At 63.7% G+C, this 24556-nt stretch carries 4 protein-coding genes; all 4 read left to right on the top strand.

Annotated features, from left to right (window positions below):
• Nucleotides 1-24 precede the first annotated feature (24 nt).
• Nucleotides 25-13023, top strand: coding sequence for a non-ribosomal peptide synthetase (locus CAF76_RS24360; RefSeq protein WP_085648944.1), 12999 nt, complete (start codon nucleotides 25-27; stop codon nucleotides 13021-13023).
• Entirely contained in the window at nucleotides 13020-21320 is an 8301-nt protein-coding gene (locus tag CAF76_RS24355; protein WP_085648945.1) for a non-ribosomal peptide synthetase, read from the top strand. Before CAF76_RS24360 ends, CAF76_RS24355 begins: the two co-directional genes overlap by 4 nt.
• Before the next feature lie 66 nt (nucleotides 21321-21386).
• A complete protein-coding gene (macA, locus tag CAF76_RS24350) occupies nucleotides 21387-22535 on the top strand; it encodes a macrolide transporter subunit MacA (RefSeq protein WP_074687877.1) in 1149 nt (382 codons plus the stop codon).
• A 2-nt stretch (nucleotides 22536-22537) separates the two neighbouring features.
• Entirely contained in the window at nucleotides 22538-24493 is a 1956-nt protein-coding gene (locus tag CAF76_RS24345) for a MacB family efflux pump subunit (RefSeq protein WP_085648946.1), read from the top strand.
• Nucleotides 24494-24556 lie beyond the last annotated feature (63 nt).

The raw sequence follows: 24556 nt of genomic DNA, 5'->3' as shown, positions 1-24556 counted from the left end.
CCGAATTTACAGCAGGTTACCCCCATGCAATTTCGCGAGCTGATGGCTGTTATTTCCACCCATGCGATTTGCCTTCAACAGGACGATGAAGACCTGGTCATTCTGGGCGATGACGACGCACTGGACGATGCGTTGTGGGACAGCCTCGCCAAACACAAGGCGCAGTTGCTGGAACTGGTGGCGAGCCACGGCGGCGACTGGTCGAGCCCGGCGCTGCGCATCACCCCGGACATGCTGCCGCTGGTGCAGCTGGATCAGTCGGCCATCGACCGGATCGTCGCCACCGTGCCGGGTGGAGTGGCGAATGTGCAGGACATCTATCCACTGGCGCCGCTGCAGGAGGGGCTGCTTTATCACTACCTTTCCGCCCCCGAGGGTGATCCCTATGTGTCGCAGGCGCGGTTCACGTTCGACAGTCGCGAACGGCTGGAGGCATTCACCGAAGCGCTGCGTCGGGTGATCGAGCGCCACGACATTTTGCGCACCGCCATCCTCTGGGAGCATCTGGACGATCCTGTGCAGGTGGTCTGGCGTGAAGCCCCGCTGGTCTGTGAGGAAGTCGATCTGAATGACCGTGAGGATGTACTCGCGCAATTGCTGGCACGCCACGACCCGCAATACTTTCGCCTCGACCTGCAACAGGCCCCGTTGCTGCGGCTGGTGTTCGCCGAGGATCCGGTCAACGACCGGGTGGTCGCATTGTTGCTGTTCCATCACATGATCATGGATCACGTCGCGCTCGATGTGGTGCGCCGGGAAATTCAGGCCTACCTGTCCGGCCGCGATGCCGAAGTCGCGAGGGCGGTGCCGTTTCGCGACCACCTGGCGAGGGCACGTCTGGGGTCGGATGAGCATGCGCATCAAGACTTTTTCCGCGAGATGCTCGGCGACATCGACGAGCCGACACTGCCCGGTGGCTTGCACGATGTACAAGGTGACGGGCAGGGCATCGAGGAAGTCTCGTGCATGCTCGACAGCGATCTGAGCCAGCGCCTGCGTACCCACGCGCGACAATCGGGGGTGAGCGTGGCGAGCCTGATGCACCTGGCCATGGCGCGGGTGCTGGGTCAGCTGTGCGGGCGCTCGGCGGTGGTGTTCGGCACCGTTCTGTTGGGACGGATGAACGCGGCCGACGGTGTCGAACAGGCCTTGGGGATGTTCATCAATACCTTGCCTTTGCGGGTGGATGTCGGCGCGTCGAGCGTTCATGACGGCGTGCTGACGACGCACCGGCGCCTGACCGCGCTGCTCGCCCATGAGCAGGCGTCCCTGGCACTGGCCCAGCGTTGCAGCGCCGTGGCGGTCCCGACGCCGCTGTTCAGCGCCATGCTCAACTACCGCCACAGCAGCGTGGAGGAAGTCGCCGAAGTGATCGAGCTGTCGCCGGGAGTGCAGGTGCTGGGCGCGCGCGAGCGCACTAACTACCCGCTGACCGTCAACATCGATGACCTCGGTCAGGACCTGCGCATCACGGTGCTGGCCGATGTGACGCTTGGCGCCTCACGCATCGCCGGTTACCTGCGCACGGCACTGGACAGTCTCGTCGATGCGTTGCAGAACAACCCGCAAGCCGCATTGCACAGCCTCAACATCCTGCCGCCCGCGGAGCGTGAACACTGGCTGTATGGCGTCAATACACCGAGGGCGAGTTTTCTCGACACGCCGTTGATCCATCAGCAATTCGAAGCGCATGCGCACACCCGGCCCGAGGCAGTCGCGTTGCTGTTCGAGGGCAGGACTTACAGTTATGAGGCACTCAACCGACAGGCCAACCAGGTGGCCCATCGTTTGCTCGCCCTTGGCATTCGTCCGGATGACCGGGTAGCGATCTGCGTCGAGCGCGGCCCGCAAATGATCGTCGGCCTGCTCGGCGTGCTCAAGGCGGGCGCGGGATATGTGCCGATCGATCCGGCTTATCCGCTGGAGCGCATCACCTTCACTTTGCAAGACAGTGCGCCGGTGGCGGTGCTGATGCAGGCCGCGACTCTGGATCGGATTGCCGGGCTATCCGTGCCGCAGATTGATCTCGACGACCAGAGTTTGCAGACTGAGCCTGAATTCAACCCGCAGATCCCGGACTTGAATCCGGTGCATCTGGCCTACGTGATCTACACCTCTGGCTCCACCGGGCTGCCCAAAGGCGTGATGGTCGAGCACCGCAACGTGGCCCGCCTGTTTGGCGCGACCCACGATTGGTTCCGGTTCAATGCGCAAGACGTCTGGGCGTTGTTCCACTCGTTTGCCTTTGATTTCTCGGTCTGGGAAATCTGGGGCGCGCTGGCTTACGGCGGACAGTTGCTGGTGGTGCCGCAACACATCAGTCGCTCGCCGGACGAGTGTTACGCGTTGCTCTGCCGCTCGGGCGTCACCGTACTCAACCAGACGCCGAGCGCTTTCCGGCAGTTGGTCGCCGCTCAGGGCCGCAGTCCGCTGCAACATTCGCTGCGTGAGGTGATTTTTGGCGGTGAAGCGCTGGAGCCAGGATCACTCAAACCCTGGTACGCGCGGGTCGGCAACGCCGGCACCCGGCTGGTGAATATGTACGGCATCACCGAAACCACGGTGCATGTGACCTATCGACCGTTGGTCGCGGCAGACGCGCAACTGACCGCCAGCAGCCCGATCGGCGTGCGCATTCCCGACCTGCAGCTGTACGTCCTCGATGCCCGGCGGGAACCCGTACCGGCCGGAGTGACCGGGGAGTTGTATGTGGGTGGCGCCGGGGTTGCCCGTGGGTATCTGAATCGTGAGGCGTTGACCGCCGAGCGCTTCATCGCCGACCCGTTCAGTGGGCATGCCGAAGCGCGTTTGTACAAGACCGGCGATCTGGCACGCTGGACGGTGGAGGGCGAACTCGAATACCTGGGACGCAACGATGATCAGGTGAAAATCCGTGGTTTCCGTATCGAGCTTGGCGAGATCCAGGCACGTCTTGCCTCGTGCGACGGCGTGCGCGATGCGCTGGTGATCGCCCGCGAGGACAGCCCCGGCGATACGCGTCTGGTGGCCTACTGGCTGGCCGCCGAAGGTGTCGAACCGAGCGTTGCGCAATTGCGCGATCACCTGCTGGCATCGCTGGCCGAGCATATGGTGCCGGGCGCGTTCGTGCGCCTCGATGCCTTCCCGCTGACGGCCAACGGCAAACTCGATCGCCGGGCGTTGCCGCAGCCAGACAACGGAGCCTTCGCCCGGCGGGAGTTTGAAGCACCGCTTGGCGAAATCGAAACCCGCATCGCTGTGATCTGGCAGACCTTGCTCGGACTGGACCGGGTGGGCAGACATGACAATTTCTTCGAGCTGGGCGGTCATTCGCTGCTGGCGGTGAAGCTGATCGAACGCATGCGTCAGCAGGACATGCAGTGCGACGTCCGTGTGCTGTTCGGCCAGCCGAGCGTGGCGGCACTCGCGGCGACGCTCGGTAGGACCTCCACGTTCAGCGTGCCGGCCAACCGCATCGAACCCGGTTGCACCCGCATCACCCCGGACATGCTGCCGCTGGCCACGCTGGATCAAGCGGCCATCGACCGTATCGTCGAGACCGTCGAGGGCGGTATCGACAACGTGCAGGACATCTACGCCCTGGCACCGTTGCAGTCAGGAATCCTCTATCACCATCTGGCCATTGCCGACGGTGACCCGTACGTGCTGCAAGCGCAGTTCGCCTTCGACGGACTGTCGCAGATCAAGGCGTTCGTCCGCGCATTGAACAGTGTCATCGTCCGGCACGACATCCTGCGTACCAGTGTGGTCAGGGAAAACCTCGACGAGCCAGTGCAAGTGGTGTGGCGTTCGGCGCCGCTGGCACTGGAGCGGGTGGATGCCGATCCGCAGGACGGTGATGTGCTGCAGCAAATGCAGGCGCGCTTCGATCCGCGACACTATCGCCTGGACTTGCAGCGTGCGCCGTTGATGCGCTTCGCCTACACCGAGGACCCTTTGCAAAACCGCTGGGTCGGTATCCTGCTGTTGCACCATATCGTGCTCGATCACACCGCGCTTGAGGTGTTGGTGGCCGAGATGAGCGACGCACTTGACGGGCAAGTCGGCGTGCTGCCGCCCCCCGTGCAATACCGCAGCTATGTTGCTCAGGCCCGTCTCGGTTCGAATGCCGAGGCCCATGAAGCATTCTTTCGCGAGATGCTCGGCGACATCGCTGAACCGACCCTGGCGTTCGGCCTGCGGGACGTACTCGGCGATGGCACAAACATCGTGGACAGCGAGCTGGCACTGGATGAGCGTCTTGCCGCACGCCTGCGCCAACAGGCCCGCACGTTGGGCATCAGTGTTGCGAGTCTGGTGCATCAGGCCTGGGGCCAGGTACTTGCCCAGGTCTGCGGGCGCGAGGAGGTGGTATTCGGCACGGTGTTGCTGGGGCGCATGCAGGGGGGAGAGGGCGCCGATCGTTCGTTGGGCATGTTCATCAACACCCTGCCGCTGCGGGTCCATGTCGGCGCCACGGCGGTGGAGGCGGGTGTCAGGGCAACCCACGAGCGTCTGGCGCAACTGCTGGTGCATGAGCAGGCGCCGCTGATGCTCGCTCAACGTTGCAGTGGCGTGACGGGTTCGCAACCGCTGTTCAATACCTTGCTCAACTATCGCCACAGTGCGCAACAGACGGCGACGCCGGGATGGGAAGGCATCCGGATTCTCGATTCTCGTGAGCGCAGCAACTATCCGCTGGTGGTCAGCGTCGACGACCTTGGACAGGGCTTTCGGCTTTCTGTGCAGGCAGTGCCCGAAGTGGATGGCGCGCGGGTCTGCGATTACCTGCAAACGGCACTGCACAATGTGCTGAGCGCGCTGGAACAGGATCGCCATGCGCCATTGAATCAGGTGTCGATTCTGTCGGCGGCCGAACGCCAGCGCGTGCTGGTCGGTTTCAATGTCACCGGTCGCGACTTTGCCCACGGCCATGTGGTGCACCAATTGTTTGAAGCGCGAGCGGCGAGCCAACCCGACGCTGTGGCAGTGGTGCAGGGCGGGCAAAGCCTGAGCTACGACGGCTTGAACCGCCGCGCCAACCGCCTGGCCCATCACCTGATCGGCCTCGGTGTGCAACCGGACGACCGCGTCGCGCTCTGTGTGCAGCGTGGTGCGCAGATGCTGATCGGGCTGCTGGCGATCCTCAAGGCTGGCGCCGGCTATGTCCCGGTCGATCCGGCACATCCGGCAGAACGGATCGCTTACCTGTTGCAGGACAGCGATCCGGTGGCGGTGCTGGCACAGACGGCCACTCGCGACCTGCTGGGTGCCGTGCCGGTGATCAATCTTGACAGCGACGCCTGGCAGCATCTGCCGGACAGCAATCCACAGTTGCCGGACCTGACCCCCGAGCATCTGGCCTACGTGATCTACACCTCGGGCTCCACCGGCCAGCCAAAAGGCGTGATGGTCGAACACGCGACCCTGGAAAACCTTGTGCACTGGCACACCGAAGCCTTCGACCTGCACGCCGGCAGCCACACCGCCAGCGTGGCCGGTTTCGGTTTTGATGCGATGGCCTGGGAAGTCTGGCCGGCATTGTGCGTCGGCGCGACGTTGCACCTGCCGCCGGAATCGGTGAGCAACGAGCATCTGGACGAACTGCTCGACTGGTGGCGCGCGCAGCCGTTGCAGGTCAGCTTCCTGCCAACTCCAGTGGCCGAATATGCCTTCAGCCGCGAACTGCAACACCCGACCCTGCGCACCTTGCTGATCGGCGGCGACAAGCTGCGGCAGTTCAACCGCGAACAGACCTTCGCGGTGATCAACAACTACGGCCCGACCGAAGCCACGGTGGTCGCGACGTCCGGCCCGGTCGAAGTCGGGCAACCGCTGCACATCGGCCGGCCGATTGCCAACGCCAAGGTCTATCTGCTGGATGAGCAGCAACGGCCCGTGCCGGTGGGCGTCACGGGCGAGTTGTATGTCGCAGGTGCGGGCGTGGCGCGGGGTTACCTCAACCGTCCCGATCTGACCGCCGAGCGCTTCCTGAAAGATCCGTTCAACGAAGGGCGCATGTACCGCACCGGCGACCTCGCACGTTGGCTGGCGGACGGCAATATCGAGTACCTGGGTCGCAATGACGATCAGGTCAAACTGCGCGGCGTACGGGTTGAACTGGGGGAAATCGAATCTGCGCTTGCCACACATCCGGCGGTGCAGGACGCGGTGGCGCTGGTGCGCGACGGCCAGTTGCTGGTGTGGTTCACCGAGCATGCGCCGACCGATATCGAAGCCCTGCGCAATCATCTGCAAACCCGTTTGCCGCAAGCCCTGATCCCGGCGGCTTACGTGCGCCTCGACGCCTTGCCGCTGACCGCCAACGGCAAGCTCGACCGCAAGGCCTTGCCGGAGCCGGATCAGAACGCCTGGCTCAGCCGCGAATACGAGGCCCCGCAAGGCCCGGTGGAAACCGCGCTGGCGCAGATCTGGGCCGAGGTGTTGAAACTGGAGCAGGTCGGACGCCACGACAACTTCTTCGAACTGGGTGGCCACTCGTTGCTGGCCGTCAGCCTGATCGAACGCCTGCGCCAGATCGGCCTCAACACCGACGTGCGCGTGCTGTTCAGCCAGCCGACCCTGGCAGCCCTGGCTGCGGCGGTGGGCACCGGTCGCGAAATCGAAGTGCCGGCCAATCGCATTTCTGCCGACTGCGCCCACATCACCCCGGAGCTGCTGAGCCTGACCGAACTGGATCAGGCCAGCATCGACCAGATCGTGGCCAGCGTGCCGGGTGGTGCGGCGAACGTGCAGGACATTTATCCGCTGGCGCCGTTGCAGGAGGGCATTCTTTATCACCATTTGAGCGCGGAGCAGGGCGACCCGTACCTGCTGCAATCATGTCTGGCCTTTGCCAGCGTCGAGCGCTTGCACGCTTTTGCCAACGCCTTACAAAAGGTGATTGCGCGCCACGACATCCTGCGCACCAGTCTGGTGTGGGAAGGATTGCCGAGCCCGCAGCAAGTGGTATGGCGAGAGGCCGAGTTGACGGTGCAATCGGTCGATTTGAGTCCGCTGGACGGCGATATCCTCCATCAGTTGCGTGCACGCTTCGATGCCCGGGATTTTCGTCTCGACCTCGGTCAGGCACCGCTGATCCGTCTGGTATATGCCGAAGATCCGCTGCATGACCGGGTGGCAGGCGTGCTGTTGTTCCATCACGTCGTGCTGGATCACACCGCACTGGAGGTGGTTCGCCGGGAAATGCAGTTGTATCTGCCGGGGCAGGTTGAGTCTTTGCCGCCCGCCGCCCCCTACCGCAACTACGTCCATCAGGCCCGCCAAGGCATCAGCGAGGACGAACACGAAACCTTCTTTCGCGAAATGCTCAGCGACATCGACGAACCGACCCTGCCATTCGGCTTGCAGGACGTACAGGGCGACGGCCGCAACATCGAGGAGCACTCGCTGGCGCTGCCGGTGGAATTGAATCGGCACCTGCGCCGCCAGGCGCGGCAATACGGGGTCAGCGTCGCGAGCCTGTTTCATCTCGCCTGGGCGCGGGTGCTGGCGGCGACCTCCGGACGCCGGGACGTGGTGTTCGGCACCGTGCTGCTGGGGCGCATGCAAGGCGGCGAGGGCGCGGATCGGGCTTTGGGGATGTTCATCAACACCTTGCCGCTGCGCGTGGAGGTTGACGGGCAGAGTGTGAGTGAAGCGGTTCGCACGGTTCATGAGCGGCTGGCGGCTTTACTGGGACACGAACATGCGTCGCTGGCACTGGCTCAGCGTTGCAGCGCCGTGGCCGCGCCTTTGCCGCTGTTCAGCGCGGTACTCAACTATCGACACAGCGGCCACGACGCTGCGCGAGAGCCTGTTGATCCGGTCTGGCAAGGCATCGAATTCCTGGCCCAGGACGGGCGCACGAATTATCCGCTGACCTTGAGCATCAACGACCGGGGCGATGGCTTCAGCCTGTCGGTGCTGACCCCGGATCATGTGGGGGCGCAGCGGGTCTGCGAGCTGATGCACAGCGCTCTCACGGAGCTGGCGACAGCGTTGGCTGACAACCCCGGACAGGCCTTTGAACGTCTCAACGTCCTGTCAGCGGCGGCGCGCGAGCAGCTGCTTGGCGACTTCAATGCGAGCACGGCGGTTTACCCGTCAGCGCAAGGTGTTCATCGTCTGTTCGAAGCGCAGGTTGCGCGCACGCCGGAGGCCGTGGCGGTTCAGGCGGGCACGCAGCGCCTGACGTTCAGGCAATTGAACCAGCGCGCCAATCGTCTGGCCCATCATCTGCAGGGGCTGGGGGTCACTACCGAGACACGAGTGGCGATCTGTCTCAAACGCAGCCCGGACATGCTGGTCGGCTTGCTGGCGATCCTCAAGGCCGGCGCCGCTTATGTACCGGTCGACCCGGCTTATCCGCCCGAGCGAATTGCTTACATGCTGGCCGACAGTGCGCCGAGGGTGGTACTGGTTCGCGACGTAGCTTTGCCGAATCAGGCTGGCATACCTGTGATTGATCTTGCCCATGAGACCTGGCAAGACCTGTCGGTTGCTGATCCGCAGGTTGCCGAGTTTACGCCGGACGACCTGGCCTACGTGATCTACACCTCGGGCTCCACTGGCCAGCCAAAAGGCGTGATGGTCGAACACGCGACCCTGGAAAACCTTGTGCACTGGCACGCCGAAGCCTTCGACCTGCACGCCGGCAGCCACACCGCCAGCGTGGCCGGGTTCGGCTTCGATGCGATGGCCTGGGAAGTCTGGCCGGCGTTGTGCGTCGGGGCGACGTTGCACCTGCCGCCGGAATCGGTGAGCAACGAGCACCTGGACGAACTGCTCGACTGGTGGCGCGCGCAGCCGTTGCAGGTCAGCTTCCTGCCGACCCCGGTGGCCGAATATGCCTTCAGCCGCGGGCTGCAGCATCCGACCCTGCGTACCTTGCTGATCGGCGGCGACAAGCTGCGGCAGTTCAACCGCGAACAGACCTTCGCGGTGATCAACAACTACGGCCCGACCGAGGCTACGGTGGTCGCGACGTCCGGCCGGGTCGAAGTCGGCCAGCCGCTGCACATCGGCCGGCCGATGGCCAACGCCCGAATCTATCTGCTCGACGACCAGCAACGCCCCGTGCCGGTGGGCGTCACGGGCGAGTTGTATGTCGCAGGTGCGGGCGTGGCGCGGGGTTACCTCAACCGTCCCGATCTGACCGCCGAGCGCTTCCTGAATGATCCGTTCAACGAAGGACGCATGTACCGCACCGGCGACCTCGCACGTTGGTTGGCGGACGGCAATATCGAATACCTGGGTCGCAATGACGATCAGGTCAAACTGCGCGGCGTACGGGTTGAACTGGGGGAAATCGAATCTGCGCTTGCCACACATCTGGCGGTGCAGGACGCGGTGGCGCTGGTGCGCGACGGCCAGTTGCTGGTGTGGTTCACCGAGCATGCGCCGACCGATATCGAAGCCCTGCGCAATCATCTGCAAACCCGTTTGCCGCAAGCCCTGATCCCGGCGGCTTACGTGCGCCTCGACGCCTTGCCGCTGACCGCCAACGGCAAACTCGACCGCAAGGCCTTGCCGGAGCCGGATCAAAGCGCCTGGCTCAGCCGCGAATACGAGGCCCCGCAAGGTCCGGTGGAAACTGCGCTGGCGCAGATCTGGGCCGACGTGTTGAAACTGGAGCAGGTCGGACGCCACGACAACTTCTTCGAACTGGGCGGCCACTCGTTGCTGGCCGTGAGCCTGATCGAACGCCTGCGCCAGATCGGCCTCAACACCGACGTGCGCGTGCTGTTCAGCCAGCCAACGCTGGCTGCACTGGCCGCAGCGGTGGGCAGCGGTCGCGAAATCGAAGTGCCGGCCAACCGCATTCCTGCCGACTGCACCCGCATCACCCCGGAGCTGCTGAGCCTGATCGAACTGGATCAGTCGAGCATCGACCGGATCGTGGCCAGCGTGCCGGGTGGTGCGGCGAACGTGCAGGACATTTATCCGCTGGCGCCGTTGCAGGAGGGCATTCTTTATCACCATTTGAGCGCGGAGCAGGGTGACCCGTACCTGCTGCAATCGCGGCTGGCCTTCGACAGCCTCGAGCGAGTCGACAGCTTTGTCGCGGCGCTGCGCCAGGTCATTGCCCGTCACGACATCCTGCGCACGGCGGTGATCTGGCAGAAGCTGGCCGAGCCGATGCAAGTGGTCTGGCGTCACGCAGATCTGCCAGTGCAGGAGATCGTGCTTGATCCGGCGGATGGCGACCTCCTCGAGCAATTGCACGGGCGTTTCGATGCCCGTCACTACCGCCTCGACATCAGTCAGGCACCGTTGCTGCGTCTGGTGTATGCCCGTGATCCGGCCCACGACCGGGTGGTTGCGATGTTGCTGTTCCACCATGTGGTGCTCGATCACACCGCGCTGGACGTGGTGCAGCAAGAAATGCTCGCCTGCCTGCAAGGGCATGAAGCTTCGTTGGGCGCGGCCGTGCCTTACCGCAACTACGTGGCACAGGCGCGGCTGGGTGTCAGCGAGCAGGAGCACGAGGCGTTCTTCCGCGACATGCTCGGCGACATCGACGAGCCGACCCTGCCGTTCGGCTTGCAGGATGTGCAGGGAGACGGTCGCGACATCGAGGAAACGCAACAGGCCCTGACCGCCGCCACCGGCCAGCGTCTGCGCAGCCTCGCGCGGCAACTGGGCATCAGCGTGGCCAGCCTGTTCCACCTTGCGTGGGCGCAGGTGCTGGCCGCGACATCCGGGCAGGAGCGGGTGGTGTTCGGCACGGTGCTGATGGGCCGGATGCAGGGCGGCGAGGGGGCCGACCGGGCGTTGGGAATGTTCATCAACACCTTGCCGCTGCGGGTCGATCTCGGAGATACGCCAGTGCGCGAAGGGGCTCGGGCGACGCATGCGCGGCTCAGTGCGCTGCTCGGCCATGAACACGCCTCGCTGGCGCTGGCCCAGCGTTGCAGTGGCGTCGCCGCGCCGTCACCGCTGTTCAGTTCGATGCTCAACTACCGGCACAGCGCCGACGCGGCGCAACAGCAAAACCGGCGTCAGGCCTGGCAGGGCATCGAGACCCTGAGCAGCGAAGAGCGCACCAACTATCCGCTGAGTCTGGGGGTCGATGATCTGGGCAGCGGGTTCGTGCTCACCGCCATGACCCCGGCGAGCATCGGCTCGCAGCGGATCTGCGACTACATGCAGACCGCGCTGGAGCAACTGGCGGATGCTCTGGAGCAGGCTCCGGATCAGCCGCTGAACCGCTTGCCGATCCTTGACGGCGCAGAACGTCAGCGGGTGCTTTACGACCTTAACGTCACCGGCACCGCCGACGATCTGGAGCAAACCGTTCACGCTATGTTCGAGGCGCAAGTGCAACGCACGCCGCAAGCCATCGCGTTGCAGGCCGGTGAGCAGCGGCTGACCTACGCCGAACTCAACGCACAGGCCAATCGCCTGGCCCATTACCTGCGTGAGCTGGGCGTGGGGCCGGATTCGCGGGTGGCAATCTGCGTCGAGCGCGGGCTGGGGCTGATCGTCGGACTGCTCGGCATTCTCAAGGCGGGTGGTGCCTATGTGCCGCTGGACCCGGCGTACCCGGCGGAACGTCTGGATTACATGCTCAAGGACAGCGCACCGGTAGCGGTGCTGGTGCATGGGGCGACTCGCGCCTTGCTCGACGAGAGCACTGCGCGGGTGATCGATCTGGATCAGGCGCAATGGACATCCAACCCGGAGGACAACCCGCAAGTACCGGGCCTGAGCGCTTCGAACCTGGCTTACGTGATCTACACCTCCGGCTCGACGGGTGCGCCGAAGGGCGTGATGGTCGAGCATCGTGGCGTCGGCAATCTCCTGCACTGGAGTTCGCAATTGTGTCCCGTCGTGGCGGACGGCGCCCTGTTGCAGAAGACCCCGTTCAGTTTCGACGCTTCAGTCTGGGAGCTGTTCTGGCCGTTGAGTGCCGGGTTGCGTCTGGTGCTGGCGCGTCCCGACGGACACCGTGAACCGGCGTATCTGGCGCGGGTGATTCGCGAACAGCGGATCAGCGTGATCCAGTTCGTGCCGGTGCTGTTGCAACAGTTCCTCGAGCAGGACGATGTCAGCCAGTGCAGCAGCCTTACCGATGTGTTCTGTGGCGGCGGCGACCTGACGCCGGCGCTGGCTCGCCGTGTGCGCGAGCGTTTGCCGCAAGTGCGCTTGCACAACGTTTACGGCCCGACCGAAGCCACGGTCGACAGCACGGCGTGGACGCTGGAACCGTCGATGCCGGTGCCGGACAGCGCGTTGCCGATCGGACGGCCGATCAACAACACCCGTCTATATGTCCTCGATGCCGCTCAGCGGCCGGTGCCGATGGGCGTGATCGGTCAGTTGTTCATTGGTGGTGCCGGGGTTGCGCGGGGTTATCTGGGCCTGCCGCAATTGATGGCCGAACGGTTTATCCCGAGCCCGTTTGTGGCCGGCGACCGGTTGTACGCCACGGGCGACCTTGTGCGCTACCGCGCCGATGGCCAGCTCGAATTCATCGGGCGCAACGACTTCCAGGTAAAGCTGCGTGGCCTGCGTCTGGAATCGGGTGAGATCGAAGCGCAACTGCTCAGCCATCCAGCGCTGCGCGAAGCCGTGGTGCTGGTGCGTGAGGAGCGTCTGGTGGCGTACTTCACCCGGCACGCCGAAGTCGGGCAACCGGGGATCGAGGCGTTGCGCGAACACTTGCTGGCACGCTTGCCCGATTACATGGTGCCGTCGGCATTCGTCGCGCTCGACAGCCTGCCCCTGAGCCCCAACGGCAAGGTCGATCGCAAGGCGCTGCCCGCACCGGATTCGGCTGCGGTCAGCCGCCGCGAATACGAAGCCCCTGTCGGCGAAATGGAAACCCTCCTCGCGGGACTGTGGTGCGAATTGCTCAAAGTCGAGCGCGTCGGGCGACAAGACCATTTCTTTGAGCTGGGTGGGCATTCGTTGCTGGCGGTCAGTCTGATCGGGCGCCTGCAACAGGCAGGTATCGAAGCCGATGTCCGGACGTTGTTCGAGCAACCGACTCTGGCTGGTTACGCAGCTATCACGGAAAGAATGGAGATCGTCCTGTGAGCCTGAATGAACTGTTGGCGACGCTGAAGACAAAAGACATCCAGTTGGCAATCACGGACGGACAATTACGGGTCAATGGCAACAAGCAGGCCCTGAGTGAACCGAGCTTGCTGGCCGCATTGCGCGAGCACAAGCCGGCATTGATCGAGCTGATCGAGGCGGGCGGTTACTCGCCCGCACGGGAAGGGCAGGTTGCAGTGCCGGTCAATGGCATTTCACCGGGCACAACACGGCTCACCCCGGCGATGCTGACAATGGTTGACCTGAGCCAGGACACCCTCGATCAAATTGTCGCGCAGATCCCTGGCGGCGGCGCCAATGTCCAGGACATCTATCCGCTGACGCCGTTGCAGGAGGGCATCCTCTACCACCACGCGAGCGCTGCACAGGGTGATCCGTATGTGATGCAGGCGAAATTCGCGTTCAGCGGACCCGAGCGGTTCGCGGCATTCGTTCAGGCTCTGCAGACTGTCATCGAGCGTCACGACATTCTGCGCACCGCCATCGTCTGGGAAGGACTGGACACGCCGGTGCAAGTCGTCCTGCGAAGTGTCGAGTTGCCTTTGGAGAACGTGCAGCTTGATGCGGCTGAGGGCGATGTCCTTGAGCAGTTGCATGCGCGATTCGACGCCCGGCATTTCCGTCTCGACGTGACACGTGCGCCGCTATTGCGCCTGGCTCATGCCTGGGATGCAAAGGCCGGGCGTATCGTCGCGATATTGCTGTTTCACCACATGGCGATGGATCACTCGGCGCTCGCTGTGGTCAGCGAGGAAATGCAGGCGTGCCTGTCAGGACAGAGCACCAGACTGGGAGTGCCCGTACCGTTTCGCAATTATGTCGCCCAGGCGCGGCTAGGCATCAGCGAGTCCGAGCACGAGGCGTTTTTCCGCGAGATGCTCGGTGACATCGACGAGCCGACGTTGCCGTTCGGCCTGCAGGGCGTGCATGGCGACGGCAGCGACATCGAAGAGTGCGGTGTGCCACTTGACCCGTTGCTGGGGCAGCGCCTGCGAGCCAGTGCCCGCTCGCTCGGGGTGAGTGTCGCGAGTCTGTTCCATCTCGGCTGGGGGCAGGTCCTGAATGCACTCACCGGCAAGTCCGCCGTTGTGTTCGGTACCGTGCTGATGGGGCGGATGCAAGGGGCGGAGTCGACCGACCGCGCGCTGGGCATTTTCATCAACACCTTGCCGCTCCGGGTCGAGGTCAGCGCGCTGGCAGCGAATGAGTCGGTGAAGGCCACCCATGCACGTCTGACCAGCCTGATGCGCCATGAGCACGCACCGCTGGTGCTGGCCCAGCGCTGCAGTGGGGTGGTCGGGTCATCGCCGCTATTCAGTTCGCTGCTCAATTATCGGCACAGCACCTCAAGTGCCAATGCCAGTGCCGAAGCGCTCTCGGCCTGGGAGGGGATCAGCGTCCTGCATGCGGAGGAACGCACCAATTACCCGCTGACCTTGAGCATCGATGACTTTGGCGATCACTTCAGCCTGACGCTGCTGGCCAGTCGTGAAGTCGAGGCGCAGCGCATCTGCAGCTACATGTTGTGTGCCATGGAAAACCTGTTGCAGGCGCTGGAGCACGCGGCGGATACGCCGCTGAGTCAACTGTCGGTGTTGCCCGCCCCGGAGCGCGAACAGCTGTTGACGGGGTTCAACGCCAGCGATGTCGAATACGTTCGCGGACAGACCATTCATCAACGCTTCGAGGCGCAGGTCGTCGCGCGACCGCAAGCGCTGGCGGCGGTGCATCTGGACAAGCAACTCACGTTCCACGAACTGAACCGCCAGGCCAACCTTCTGGCGCATCGCTTGATCGATCTGGGTGTGCAGCCGGATGACCGGGTAGCCATCGTCGCCCGGCGAGGGCTGGATACCCTGGCCGGATTGCTCGCAGTCCTCAAGGCAGGCGCCGGGTATGTGCCGATCGACCCCGCGCATCCGGCCGAACGCTTGAATTATCTGCTGAGCGATTGCGAGCCAGTGGCGATTCTGACCTCAAGTGACCTGCTCGCACGGCTGCCGGGACAGGAGCTGCCGGTACTCGATCTTGATCCGTGCACCTGGCGCTCAGGCAATGACGCAAACCCGGTGGTATCAGGTCTGTCCGAGGCGAACCTGGCTTACGTGATCTATACCTCCGGCTCCACCGGTTTGCCCAAGGGCGTGATGGTCGAACACCAGACACTGGCCAATCTGGTCGACTGGCACAGCAACGCCTTTGACCTGTGTGCCGGCCGCCATACGTCGAGTCTGGCCGGGTTCGGCTTCGACGCGATGGCATGGGAAGTCTGGCCAGCTCTGTGCGTCGGCGCGACCCTGCACCTGGCGCCTGCGCAGGACGGCGGCGAAGACGTCGACGGGCTGCTGGCCTGGTGGTGCGCGCAACCGCTGGACGTGAGTTTCCTGCCGACGCCCGTCGCCGAATACGCCTTCAGCCGGCATCTCGAGCACCCGACATTGCGTACCCTGCTGATCGGCGGCGATCGCTTGCGTCAGTTTTCGCGCAATCAGCATTTCGATGTGATCAACAACTATGGCCCGACCGAAGCCACCGTAGTCGCTACGTCTGGACGGATTGAGGCGGGGGAGGCGCTGCACATCGGCAAACCGGTGAGCAATACCTCGGTGTACCTGCTCGATGGCCAACAACGTCCGGTGCCGATCGGGGTGCCCGGCGAGCTGTATATCGGTGGCCGAGGCGTGGCGCGTGGTTACTTGAACCGTGCGCAACTGACCGCCGAACGCTTTCTGCCGGACCCCTTCAGTGAACGACCGAATGCGCGTCTGTATCGCACCGGCGACCTTGCCCGCTGGCGCCGGGACGGGACGATCGAATATCTGGGGCGCAACGATGACCAGGTGAAAATCCGCGGCATGCGCATCGAACTGGGGGAAATCGAAAGCCGTCTGCACCAGCTTCCCGGCATTCAGGAAGCGGTGCTGCTGGCCCGTGAAGACGAGCCCGGACAACCACGGCTGGTCGCCTATTTCACCGAGCAGGCGCAGGTGCAGCCACTGGCTGTGGCGCAACTGCGCGAGCATTTGCTGGGCCAGTTGCCCGAGTACATGGTGCCGGTCGCGTTCGTCAGACTCGACAGCCTGCCGCTGACCGCCAATGGCAAGCTCGATCGCAAGGCCTTGCCGTTACCGGAGCGCACGGCGCTGCTCACACGCGAGTACGAGGCGCCGCAAGGCGAGCTCGAATGCACGCTGGCGCAGATCTGGGCCGAAATTCTGCAGGTCGAACGGATAGGGCGTCAGGATCATTTCTTTGAGTTGGGCGGCCATTCGTTGCTGGCCATGCGCATGGTCGCGCAAGTGCGTCAGCGGCTGGGCGTGGAGCTTGCGCTCGGCGAGTTGTTCGCCAATGCCGAGCTGGCGTCGGTGGCGCAGTCGCTTGCCCAGGCCGGACGCTCGACGCAGCCACCGATCCTGCCGGTGCCACGCGAAGGCGCATTGCCGCTGTCGTTTTCCCAGCAGCGCTTCTGGTTTCTGGCGCAGATGGAAGGTGCCAACACCGCTTACAACATTCCGATCGGTCTGCGTCTGCGCGGTGTGCTCGACGCCGATGCGCTACAGCGGGCGCTGGCCCGGATTGTCGCCCGCCACGAAAGCCTGCGCAGCCGTTTCATGCCGTACAACGGCGAAGCCCAGGTGCTGATTACTCCGCCCGACAGCGGTGTGCTGCTGCGGGTCGAGGACCTGCGCCAGCACCCGCAGGCCGATGAAGCCTTGCAGGCGCTGATTCAGGGGGAGGCTTCCGGCCCGTTCGACTTGCAGGATGATCCGTTGATTCGCGGACGGCTGGTGCGTATGGCCGACGATCACCATGTGTTGCTGATCACCTTGCATCACATCATCTCCGACGGTTGGTCGATGGAGGTGCTGACCCGCGAGCTGATGGCGTTGTATCAGGCTTTCAGTCAGGGGTTGGCGGACCCTTTGCCGCCGCTGGCGTTGCAATACACCGACTATGCCGTCTGGCAGCGACGCTGGCTGAGCGGGGAGGTTTTGCAGCGCCAGAGCGAATACTGGCAACGTACGCTGGCCGATGCGCCAGCCTTGCTGACGTTGCCTGCCGACCGACCGCGACCACCGCAACAGGATTACGCCGGCAGCAGCGTCGAAGTGTGCCTGGACGAGCGCTTGAGCGCCGGGCTCAAAGCCTTGAGCCAGCGCCATGGCGTGACGCTGTACATGACGATGCTGAGCGCGTGGGCGATGCTGCTCGGTCGTTTGGCCGGGCAATCGGACGTGGTGGTCGGCTCGCCGGTGGCCAACCGTTTCCGGGCCGAAATCGACGGACTGATCGGGTTGTTCGTCAATACCCTGGCGTTACGCATTGATACTTCCGGTGAGTTGAGCACCGAAGCGCTGCTGGCGCGGGTCAAGGCGCTGACCCTGCAAGCCCAGGCCCATCAGGACCTGCCCTTCGAGCAAGTGGTGGAAATCGCCCGACCGGCCCGCAGCCTGGCCCACAGCCCGCTGTTCCAGACCATGTTCAACTGGCGCAACAGCGACGGGCCGGTATTGGCGCTGGGGGATCTGACCCTGGAAGCGGTGGCGGAGCCGAGTCACTTCGCCAAGTTCGACCTGACCCTGACCCTGGGTGAATCGCCGAACGGGATAAATGGCTGGATGGAGTACGCCACAGCGCTCTTCGATGAGGCGACGGCACGGCGTTATGTCGGTTATTTCCAGCGCTTGTTGCAGGCCATGGTCAACAACGACCAGGCAGTGCTGGAACACGCGCAGATAATCGAGGATCAGGAACGCACGCAGTTGCTCGACGAATTCAACGCCACCGCACGGGATTGTCCGCAAGTGCTTACCGTGCACCGGGTCTTCGAGATGCAGGCCGCCGAGCATCCGCAAGCCGTTGCCGCGGTGCACGGGACGCAGGTGTTGAGTTACGCGGAACTGAACCGCAGCGCCAACGGCCTGGCGCATCATCTCATCGCTCAAGGTGTGCAGCCTGGCGATCATGTGGCGATTCTGTTGCCACGCTCGCTGGAACTGTTGATCGCGCAGTTGGCGATCATCAAGTGTGCGGCGGCCTATGTGCCGCTGGACATCAACGCACCCGCCGAGCGTCAGGCATTCATGGTGCAGGATTGTCAGGCGGTCGCGCTGTTGACCGGCAGCGATCAGGCCATCGAGTACCCGGTGCGACGAATGGATCTGGATACCCTGGCGCTTGCCGGGAGCCCTTCGCACAACCCGGATCTGCCTCAGTCCTCGGAGGCGCTGGCGTACATCATGTACACCTCGGGCTCCACGGGCACCCCGAAGGGGGTCATGGTGCCGCATCGCGGCATTACCCGCCTTGTGATCGATTGCGGCTACGCCGATTTCAACCCGGATGACCGGGTGGCGTTCGCTTCGAACCCGGCGTTCGATGCGAGCACCATGGATATCTGGGGCGCCTTGCTCAACGGTGGCCAGGTGGCCGTGATCGATCATGGGATTTTGCTCGACCCACAGGCATTCGGCCGGGAGCTTGACCGGTGCGGGGCGACGATCCTCTTCGTCACCACCGCGTTGTTCAATCAGTACGTGCAGTTGATTCCCGAAGCGCTCAAAAGGCTGCGCATCCTGCTGTGCGGTGGGGAGCGTGGCGATCCGGCGGCGTTTCGAAAGCTGCTCGCCGAAGCACCGGACCTGCGCCTGGTGCATTGTTATGGCCCGACCGAAACCACGACGTACGCCACCACCTTCGAAGTGCGTGAGGTGGCGCCGGAAGCGGATAGCGTTTCGATTGGCGGCCCCATCGGCAATACCCGCGTGTATGTGCTGGATAACCGGCAACAACCGGTGCCGTTCGGCGTCACCGGTGAGTTGTACATCGGTGGTCAGGGGGTTGCGCTGGGCTATCTGAATCGGCCTCAACTGAGTGCCGAGAAATTCCTCCGGGATCCGTTCAGCGACAACCCGCAAGCCTTGATGTATCGCACGGGCGACCTGGTGCGCTGGCAGGCGCCGGGGCGACTGGAATGTATCGGCCGCAATGATGACCAGGTGAAGATTCGCGGCTTCCGCATTGAGCTCGGAGAAATCGAAAACCGCCTGCTGAGCTGTCCGGGGGTCAAGGAAGCGGTGGTTCTGGCCCGACACGACGGCCAGGAGCCAACGCGGCTGGTGGCCTATTACACGGCGCACGATCCTGCATTGCAGGGCGCTACCCTTCGCGCGCTGCTGCAAGCCAGGTTACCGGAGTACATGGTGCCGACCGCCTGGGTGGCGCTGGAGAGCCTGCCGCTGAACAACAACGGCAAGGTCGATCGCAAAGCCTTGCCGGCGCCGACACACCAAGCGCTGGTCATGCGTGACTATGAAGCGCCGGCCAATCCTCTTGAGGAATCACTGGCCGGGCTCTGGGCGCAAGTGTTGCAAGTCGACCGGGTAGGCCGCCATGACAACTTCTTCGAACTGGGCGGGCATTCGCTGCTGGCGGTGCGGCTCGTCGATCTGATGCAGAAGGCCAACAGGCCGATTTCGTTGGCCGAGCTGTTCCAGCATCCAACTGTCGAGTCTGCTGCCACGCTGTTGTGCCAGCGCGATGACGCTGTGCAACACCATGACGGCGTGGTCGTGGTGCGGGCAAGCGAGCGGGGCACGCCGTTGTTCCTGGTGCATGAGTTCAGTGGTCGGGACCTGTATTTCCCGGCGCTGGGCCTACACATCGGCGGCGAGTTCCCGATTTACGGCTTGCCGGGTATCGATCCCGGGATGGCGCAACTGCGCACCATGGAGTGCCTGGCAACCCGGCTGGTCGAGGTGATCCGCGCCACACAACCCCACGGCCCCTATCGGCTTGCCGGCTGGTCGTTCGGTGGCGTGCTGGCTTATGAAATCGCGGCGCAACTGCTCGGGATGGACGAGTCAGTGGCGTTTGTCGGGCTGATCGACTCCTACGTGCCACGTCTGGCCGATCCAGACAAGGCGCTGTGGAACGATACACACGTGCACAAGCGCCAATTGCTTCTGCATTGCACGGCGCATTGGGCCGGACGCGAGACACAGGGGCAGCAGGCACTGGCGCGTCTGGCCGTGTTGCAGACCGAACTTGAGCAGTGGGCGTTCGCCGATTTGTTCAACCATTGTCACGAACAGCAGTTGCTCAGACCCGAGCTGGCGGCTGTCTCGTCGGCGGATGCCTGGCATTACCTCGACCGGGAAGTGGCCCACGGGCATGCGTTGGCGCATTACCGGATCAACCCGATCGGCCTGCCGTTGCATCTGCTGCGTGCCACGGAGCGTTCGGCGCAAATGTCACGACTCAGCGCCACGCGTGGTTGGGCTGAAGAATTACCAGGTGCGCAATTGCACTGCATCGACGTACCGGGCGATCACCAGAGCATGATGAAAGCACCGTACGTTCAGGCTCTGGGGCAGGCCCTGACTCAGGCGCTGGAAACGGCAACTGCGCCAGCGCCAGCGGCCTATCAGCCGATCCTGACCATCCAGACCGGTCACACCGGACATGCACCGATTTTCTGCGTGCCGGGTGCCGGCGACAGTGTTACCGGGTTCCTCCATCTGACCGAGGCGCTGGGGCCGGAGTGGCCGATTCATGGGCTGCAACCCCGAGGCCTCGACGGCGCGACGGTGCCGCACAGCCGGGTCGAAAGCGCCGCCACGTTCTACCGGCGGGCGCTTGAGCAGTTGTATCCGCAAGGGCCGGTGCATTTGATCGGGCATTCGTTCGGTGGTTGGGTGGCTTACGCCATGGCGGCGCAGTTGCAGGCGGCGGGGCGTGAAGTGGCATCCCTGACGCTGATCGACAGTGAATCGCCGGGCGGCAACAGTGTGGTGGGCAAGCCTTACACCACGACGGCGGCGTTGTTGCGGCTGATCGAGTCGCTGCAACTGTCCAGCGGCAAGTCCCTGGGCATCGATGCGCTGACCTTCGCCGAAGCCGACGACAGCACGCAAATGCGCTTGCTGCACGAGGGGATGGTGCGCGCGGGTGTGCTGTCGGAACGCGCGTCACTCGATGCGATGCAGGGCCCGGTGCGCACGTTCGCCACCGCACTGCGCACGGTCTATCGGCCGGCGCTGGCCTACACCGGTCCGGTGCGTCTGGCGCTGGTGGACGACCCGACGCTGGACGCCTCGGGCAACCAGCGTGAACAGGCGGCGATGCTCGAAGGCTGGCAGCGTGAGGCCAGGGATCTGGCGGTGTGGTACGGCCCGGGCAACCACTTCACGATCCTCAAGGCGCCCAACGTCTTCAGTCTTGCAGCGTGGTGGCATGACGGGCTGACGGTGGCGGCGGGGCAAGTGTTGTCCTGATTGAAGTTTTTATCCTGGAACCCGGCCGCTGGCCGGGCTCAACCCTGAACGGAATTGTGGTCATTTATGGAACAGTCGAAGGTGCGCAAAGTCGGTCTGGGAATCGCGTTGACGCTGGTGGCCGGGTTGGTGTTCTACACGGTGCAGGCGCCGGCCGAGGCGCCGCAATACCTGACCGCCACGGTCGAACGCGCTGACATTGAAAACGCAGTGCTGGCCACCGGTTTGCTGGAGGGCATCAAGCAGGTGGACGTCGGCGCCCAGGTTTCGGGGCAGTTGAAGTCGCTGAAGGTCAAGGTCGGCGACAAGGTCAAGAAGGGCCAGTGGCTGGCGGAAATCGATCCGTTGGTGCTGCAGAACACCCTGCGTCAGGCACAGGTCGATGAGGAGAATCTGCAAGCCCAGCGCCGGGCGACTCAAGCTCAACTGCGCCAGACCAAGGCCATCTACGAGCGCTATCAGAACCTGCAGGAGGACGCCTCGATCTCGCGGCAGGATTTCGAAACCGCGCAATCGAACTACGAAGTGCAGCAGGCCAATCTGTTGTCGCTGGATGCACAGATCAAGAGCGCACACATCCAGATCGACACCGCCAAGGTCAATCTGGCCTACACACGAATCGTCGCGCCCATCGACGGCGATGTGGTGGGCATCGTGACCCAGGAAGGCCAGACCGTGATCGCCAACCAGCTGGCACCGATCCTGCTCAAACTGGCGGACCTGGACACCATGACCGTCAAGGCTCAGGTGTCGGAGGCCGATGTCATTCACATTGCACCGGGGCAGGAGGTGTACTTCACCATTCTTGGTGAGGACAAACGTTATTACGGCAAACTGCGCGGCACTGAGCCTGCGCCGCAGAACTTCCTCGAAACGCCGCCCGCCGGCACGCCGAAGCAGAACACTGCGGTGTTCTATAACGCGCTGTTCGAGGTGCCGAATCCCGATCACCGTTTGCGTATTTCCATGACCGCTCAGGTGCGGGTGGTGCTCGACACCGCCAAATCGGTGCTGACGATTCCGGTTGCCGCGCTGGGCCCACGCAACAGCGATGGCAGCTTCCCGGTGCGGGTGCTGGACGCCAAGGGCCAGGCGCAGTCGCGCAATGTGCAGACCGGGATCAACAACAACGTCAAGGTGCAGGTCAACGAAGGCCTGGCCGAAGGCGACCGGGTGGTGATCGGTGATCCGGTGACGAAAGTGGCAGGGGCATGAGCATGAGCGAACCTCTGCTGCAACTGACCGGCATCAGCCGCAGCTTCACGGCTGGCGATCGCGAATTCCTCGCGCTGAAGAACATCAACCTGACGATCAATGCCGGGGAGATGGTCGCGATCATCGGCGCCTCGGGCTCCGGCAAATCGACCCTGATGAACATCCTCGGCTGCCTCGATTACGCCACAGCCGGCAGCTACAGGATCAACGGCCGGGAAACCCGCGATCTGGACAGCCAGGCGCTGGCCGAACTGCGTCGCGACTATTTCGGCTTCATCTTCCAGCGCTACCACTTGCTGCCGCACTTGAGCGCGATGCACAACGTCGAGATGCCGGCAATCTACGCCGGCACGCCGGAACCACAACGCCATGCGCGAGCCCGTGAATTGTTGGCGCGCCTTGGGCTGGAAGGACATCTGACCCATCGCCCGAGCCAGTTGTCCGGCGGTCAGCAGCAGCGGGTCAGTATCGCCCGGGCCCTGATGAACGGCGGCGAAGTGATCCTCGCGGACGAGCCGACCGGCGCCCTCGACACCACCAGCGGCAAGGAGGTGATGCGCATCCTGCTGGAGCTGCACGCGGCCGGGCACACGGTGATTCTGGTGACCCATGACCCCAAGGTCGCGGCCAATGCCGAGCGCATCATTGAGGTCAGTGACGGCGAAATCCTTAGCGACCGCCGCAACGAGCATGACACCACGGCATTGAGCAATGAGGACGCGGTCCCCAAATCCACGGGGGCGCGGCGTCTGGTGGCCAGCCTCGGGTTGTTCAAGGAGGCCTTCAACATGGCCTGGGTCGCGCTGATCTCGCATCGCATGCGCACCTTGCTGACGATGCTCGGGATCGTCATCGGCATCACCTCGGTGGTGTCGATTTCGGCCATCGGCGAAGGGGCCAAGCGCTATGTGCTCAAGGACATTCAGGCCATCGGCAGCAACACCATCGATATCTATTCCGGCACCAGTTTCGGCGACAGCCGTTCGGCGGCCATCGAAACCCTGGTGCCGGCGGATGTGACGGCGCTCAACCAGCTGTATTACGTCGACAGCGCCACGCCGGTGGTCGGGCGCAATCTGTTGCTGCGCTATCGCAACATCGATCTCGATGCCCAGGTCAACGGCGTCAGCGATCTGTACTTCCAGGTGCGCGGAATCAAGATGGAGTCGGGCATTGCGTTCAGCGAGAACGATGCCCGACGCCAGGCGCAGGTGGTGGTGATCGATCACAACACCCGCCAACGGTTGTTCGGCGAGGGGGTTGATCCGCTGGGACAGGTGATCCTGATCGGCAACCTGCCGTGCACCGTGATCGGTGTGGCGGCAGAAAAGAAGAACATCTTCTCGTCGAGCAAGTCGCTCAACGTCTGGGTGCCTTACGAAACCGCAGCCGGGCGGCTGTTGGGCCAGCGCTACCTGGACAGCATCAGCGTGCGGATCAAGGACGGCCAGCCGAGCAAGGTGGTGGAAGACAACGTCAACAAACTGATGCTGCAGCGCCACGGCACCAAGGATTTCTTTACCAACAACCTCGACAGCGTCATGCAGACGGTGCAGAAAACCAGCCGCTCACTGGCGCTGTTGCTGTCGCTGATTGCAGTGATTTCGCTGGTGGTCGGCGGCATCGGGGTGATGAACATCATGCTGGTGTCGGTCACCGAACGGACCCGCGAGATCGGTATCCGAATGGCGGTCGGGGCGCGGCAGTCGGACATTCGTCAGCAGTTTCTGGTGGAGGCGGTGATGGTCTGTCTGCTGGGCGGGGCGATTGGAATCTCGTTGAGTTATGCCATCGGCCACCTGTTTTCGCTGTTCATCAAGGAATGGGAAATGGTGTTCTCGTTGAGCTCGGTGTTGACGGCGGTGATCTGCTCGACGCTGATCGGCATCGTGTTCGGCTTTGTGCCGGCGCGCAATGCATCGCGGCTCGACCCGATCGAGGCCTTGGCGCGGGACTGAGGGGCCGGACATGAAAAAAAACCGCCGTCCCTGGCAGGACAGCGGTTTTTTTACAGGCGCGTG

The sequence above is a fragment of the Pseudomonas sp. B40(2017) genome (genome assembly GCF_002112855.1).
Taxonomy (GTDB): Bacteria; Pseudomonadota; Gammaproteobacteria; order Pseudomonadales; family Pseudomonadaceae; genus Aquipseudomonas; species Aquipseudomonas pharyngis.
The sequence above is the reverse complement of the archived record's forward strand: the minus strand, read 5'-3'. Positions and strand labels throughout refer to the sequence as shown.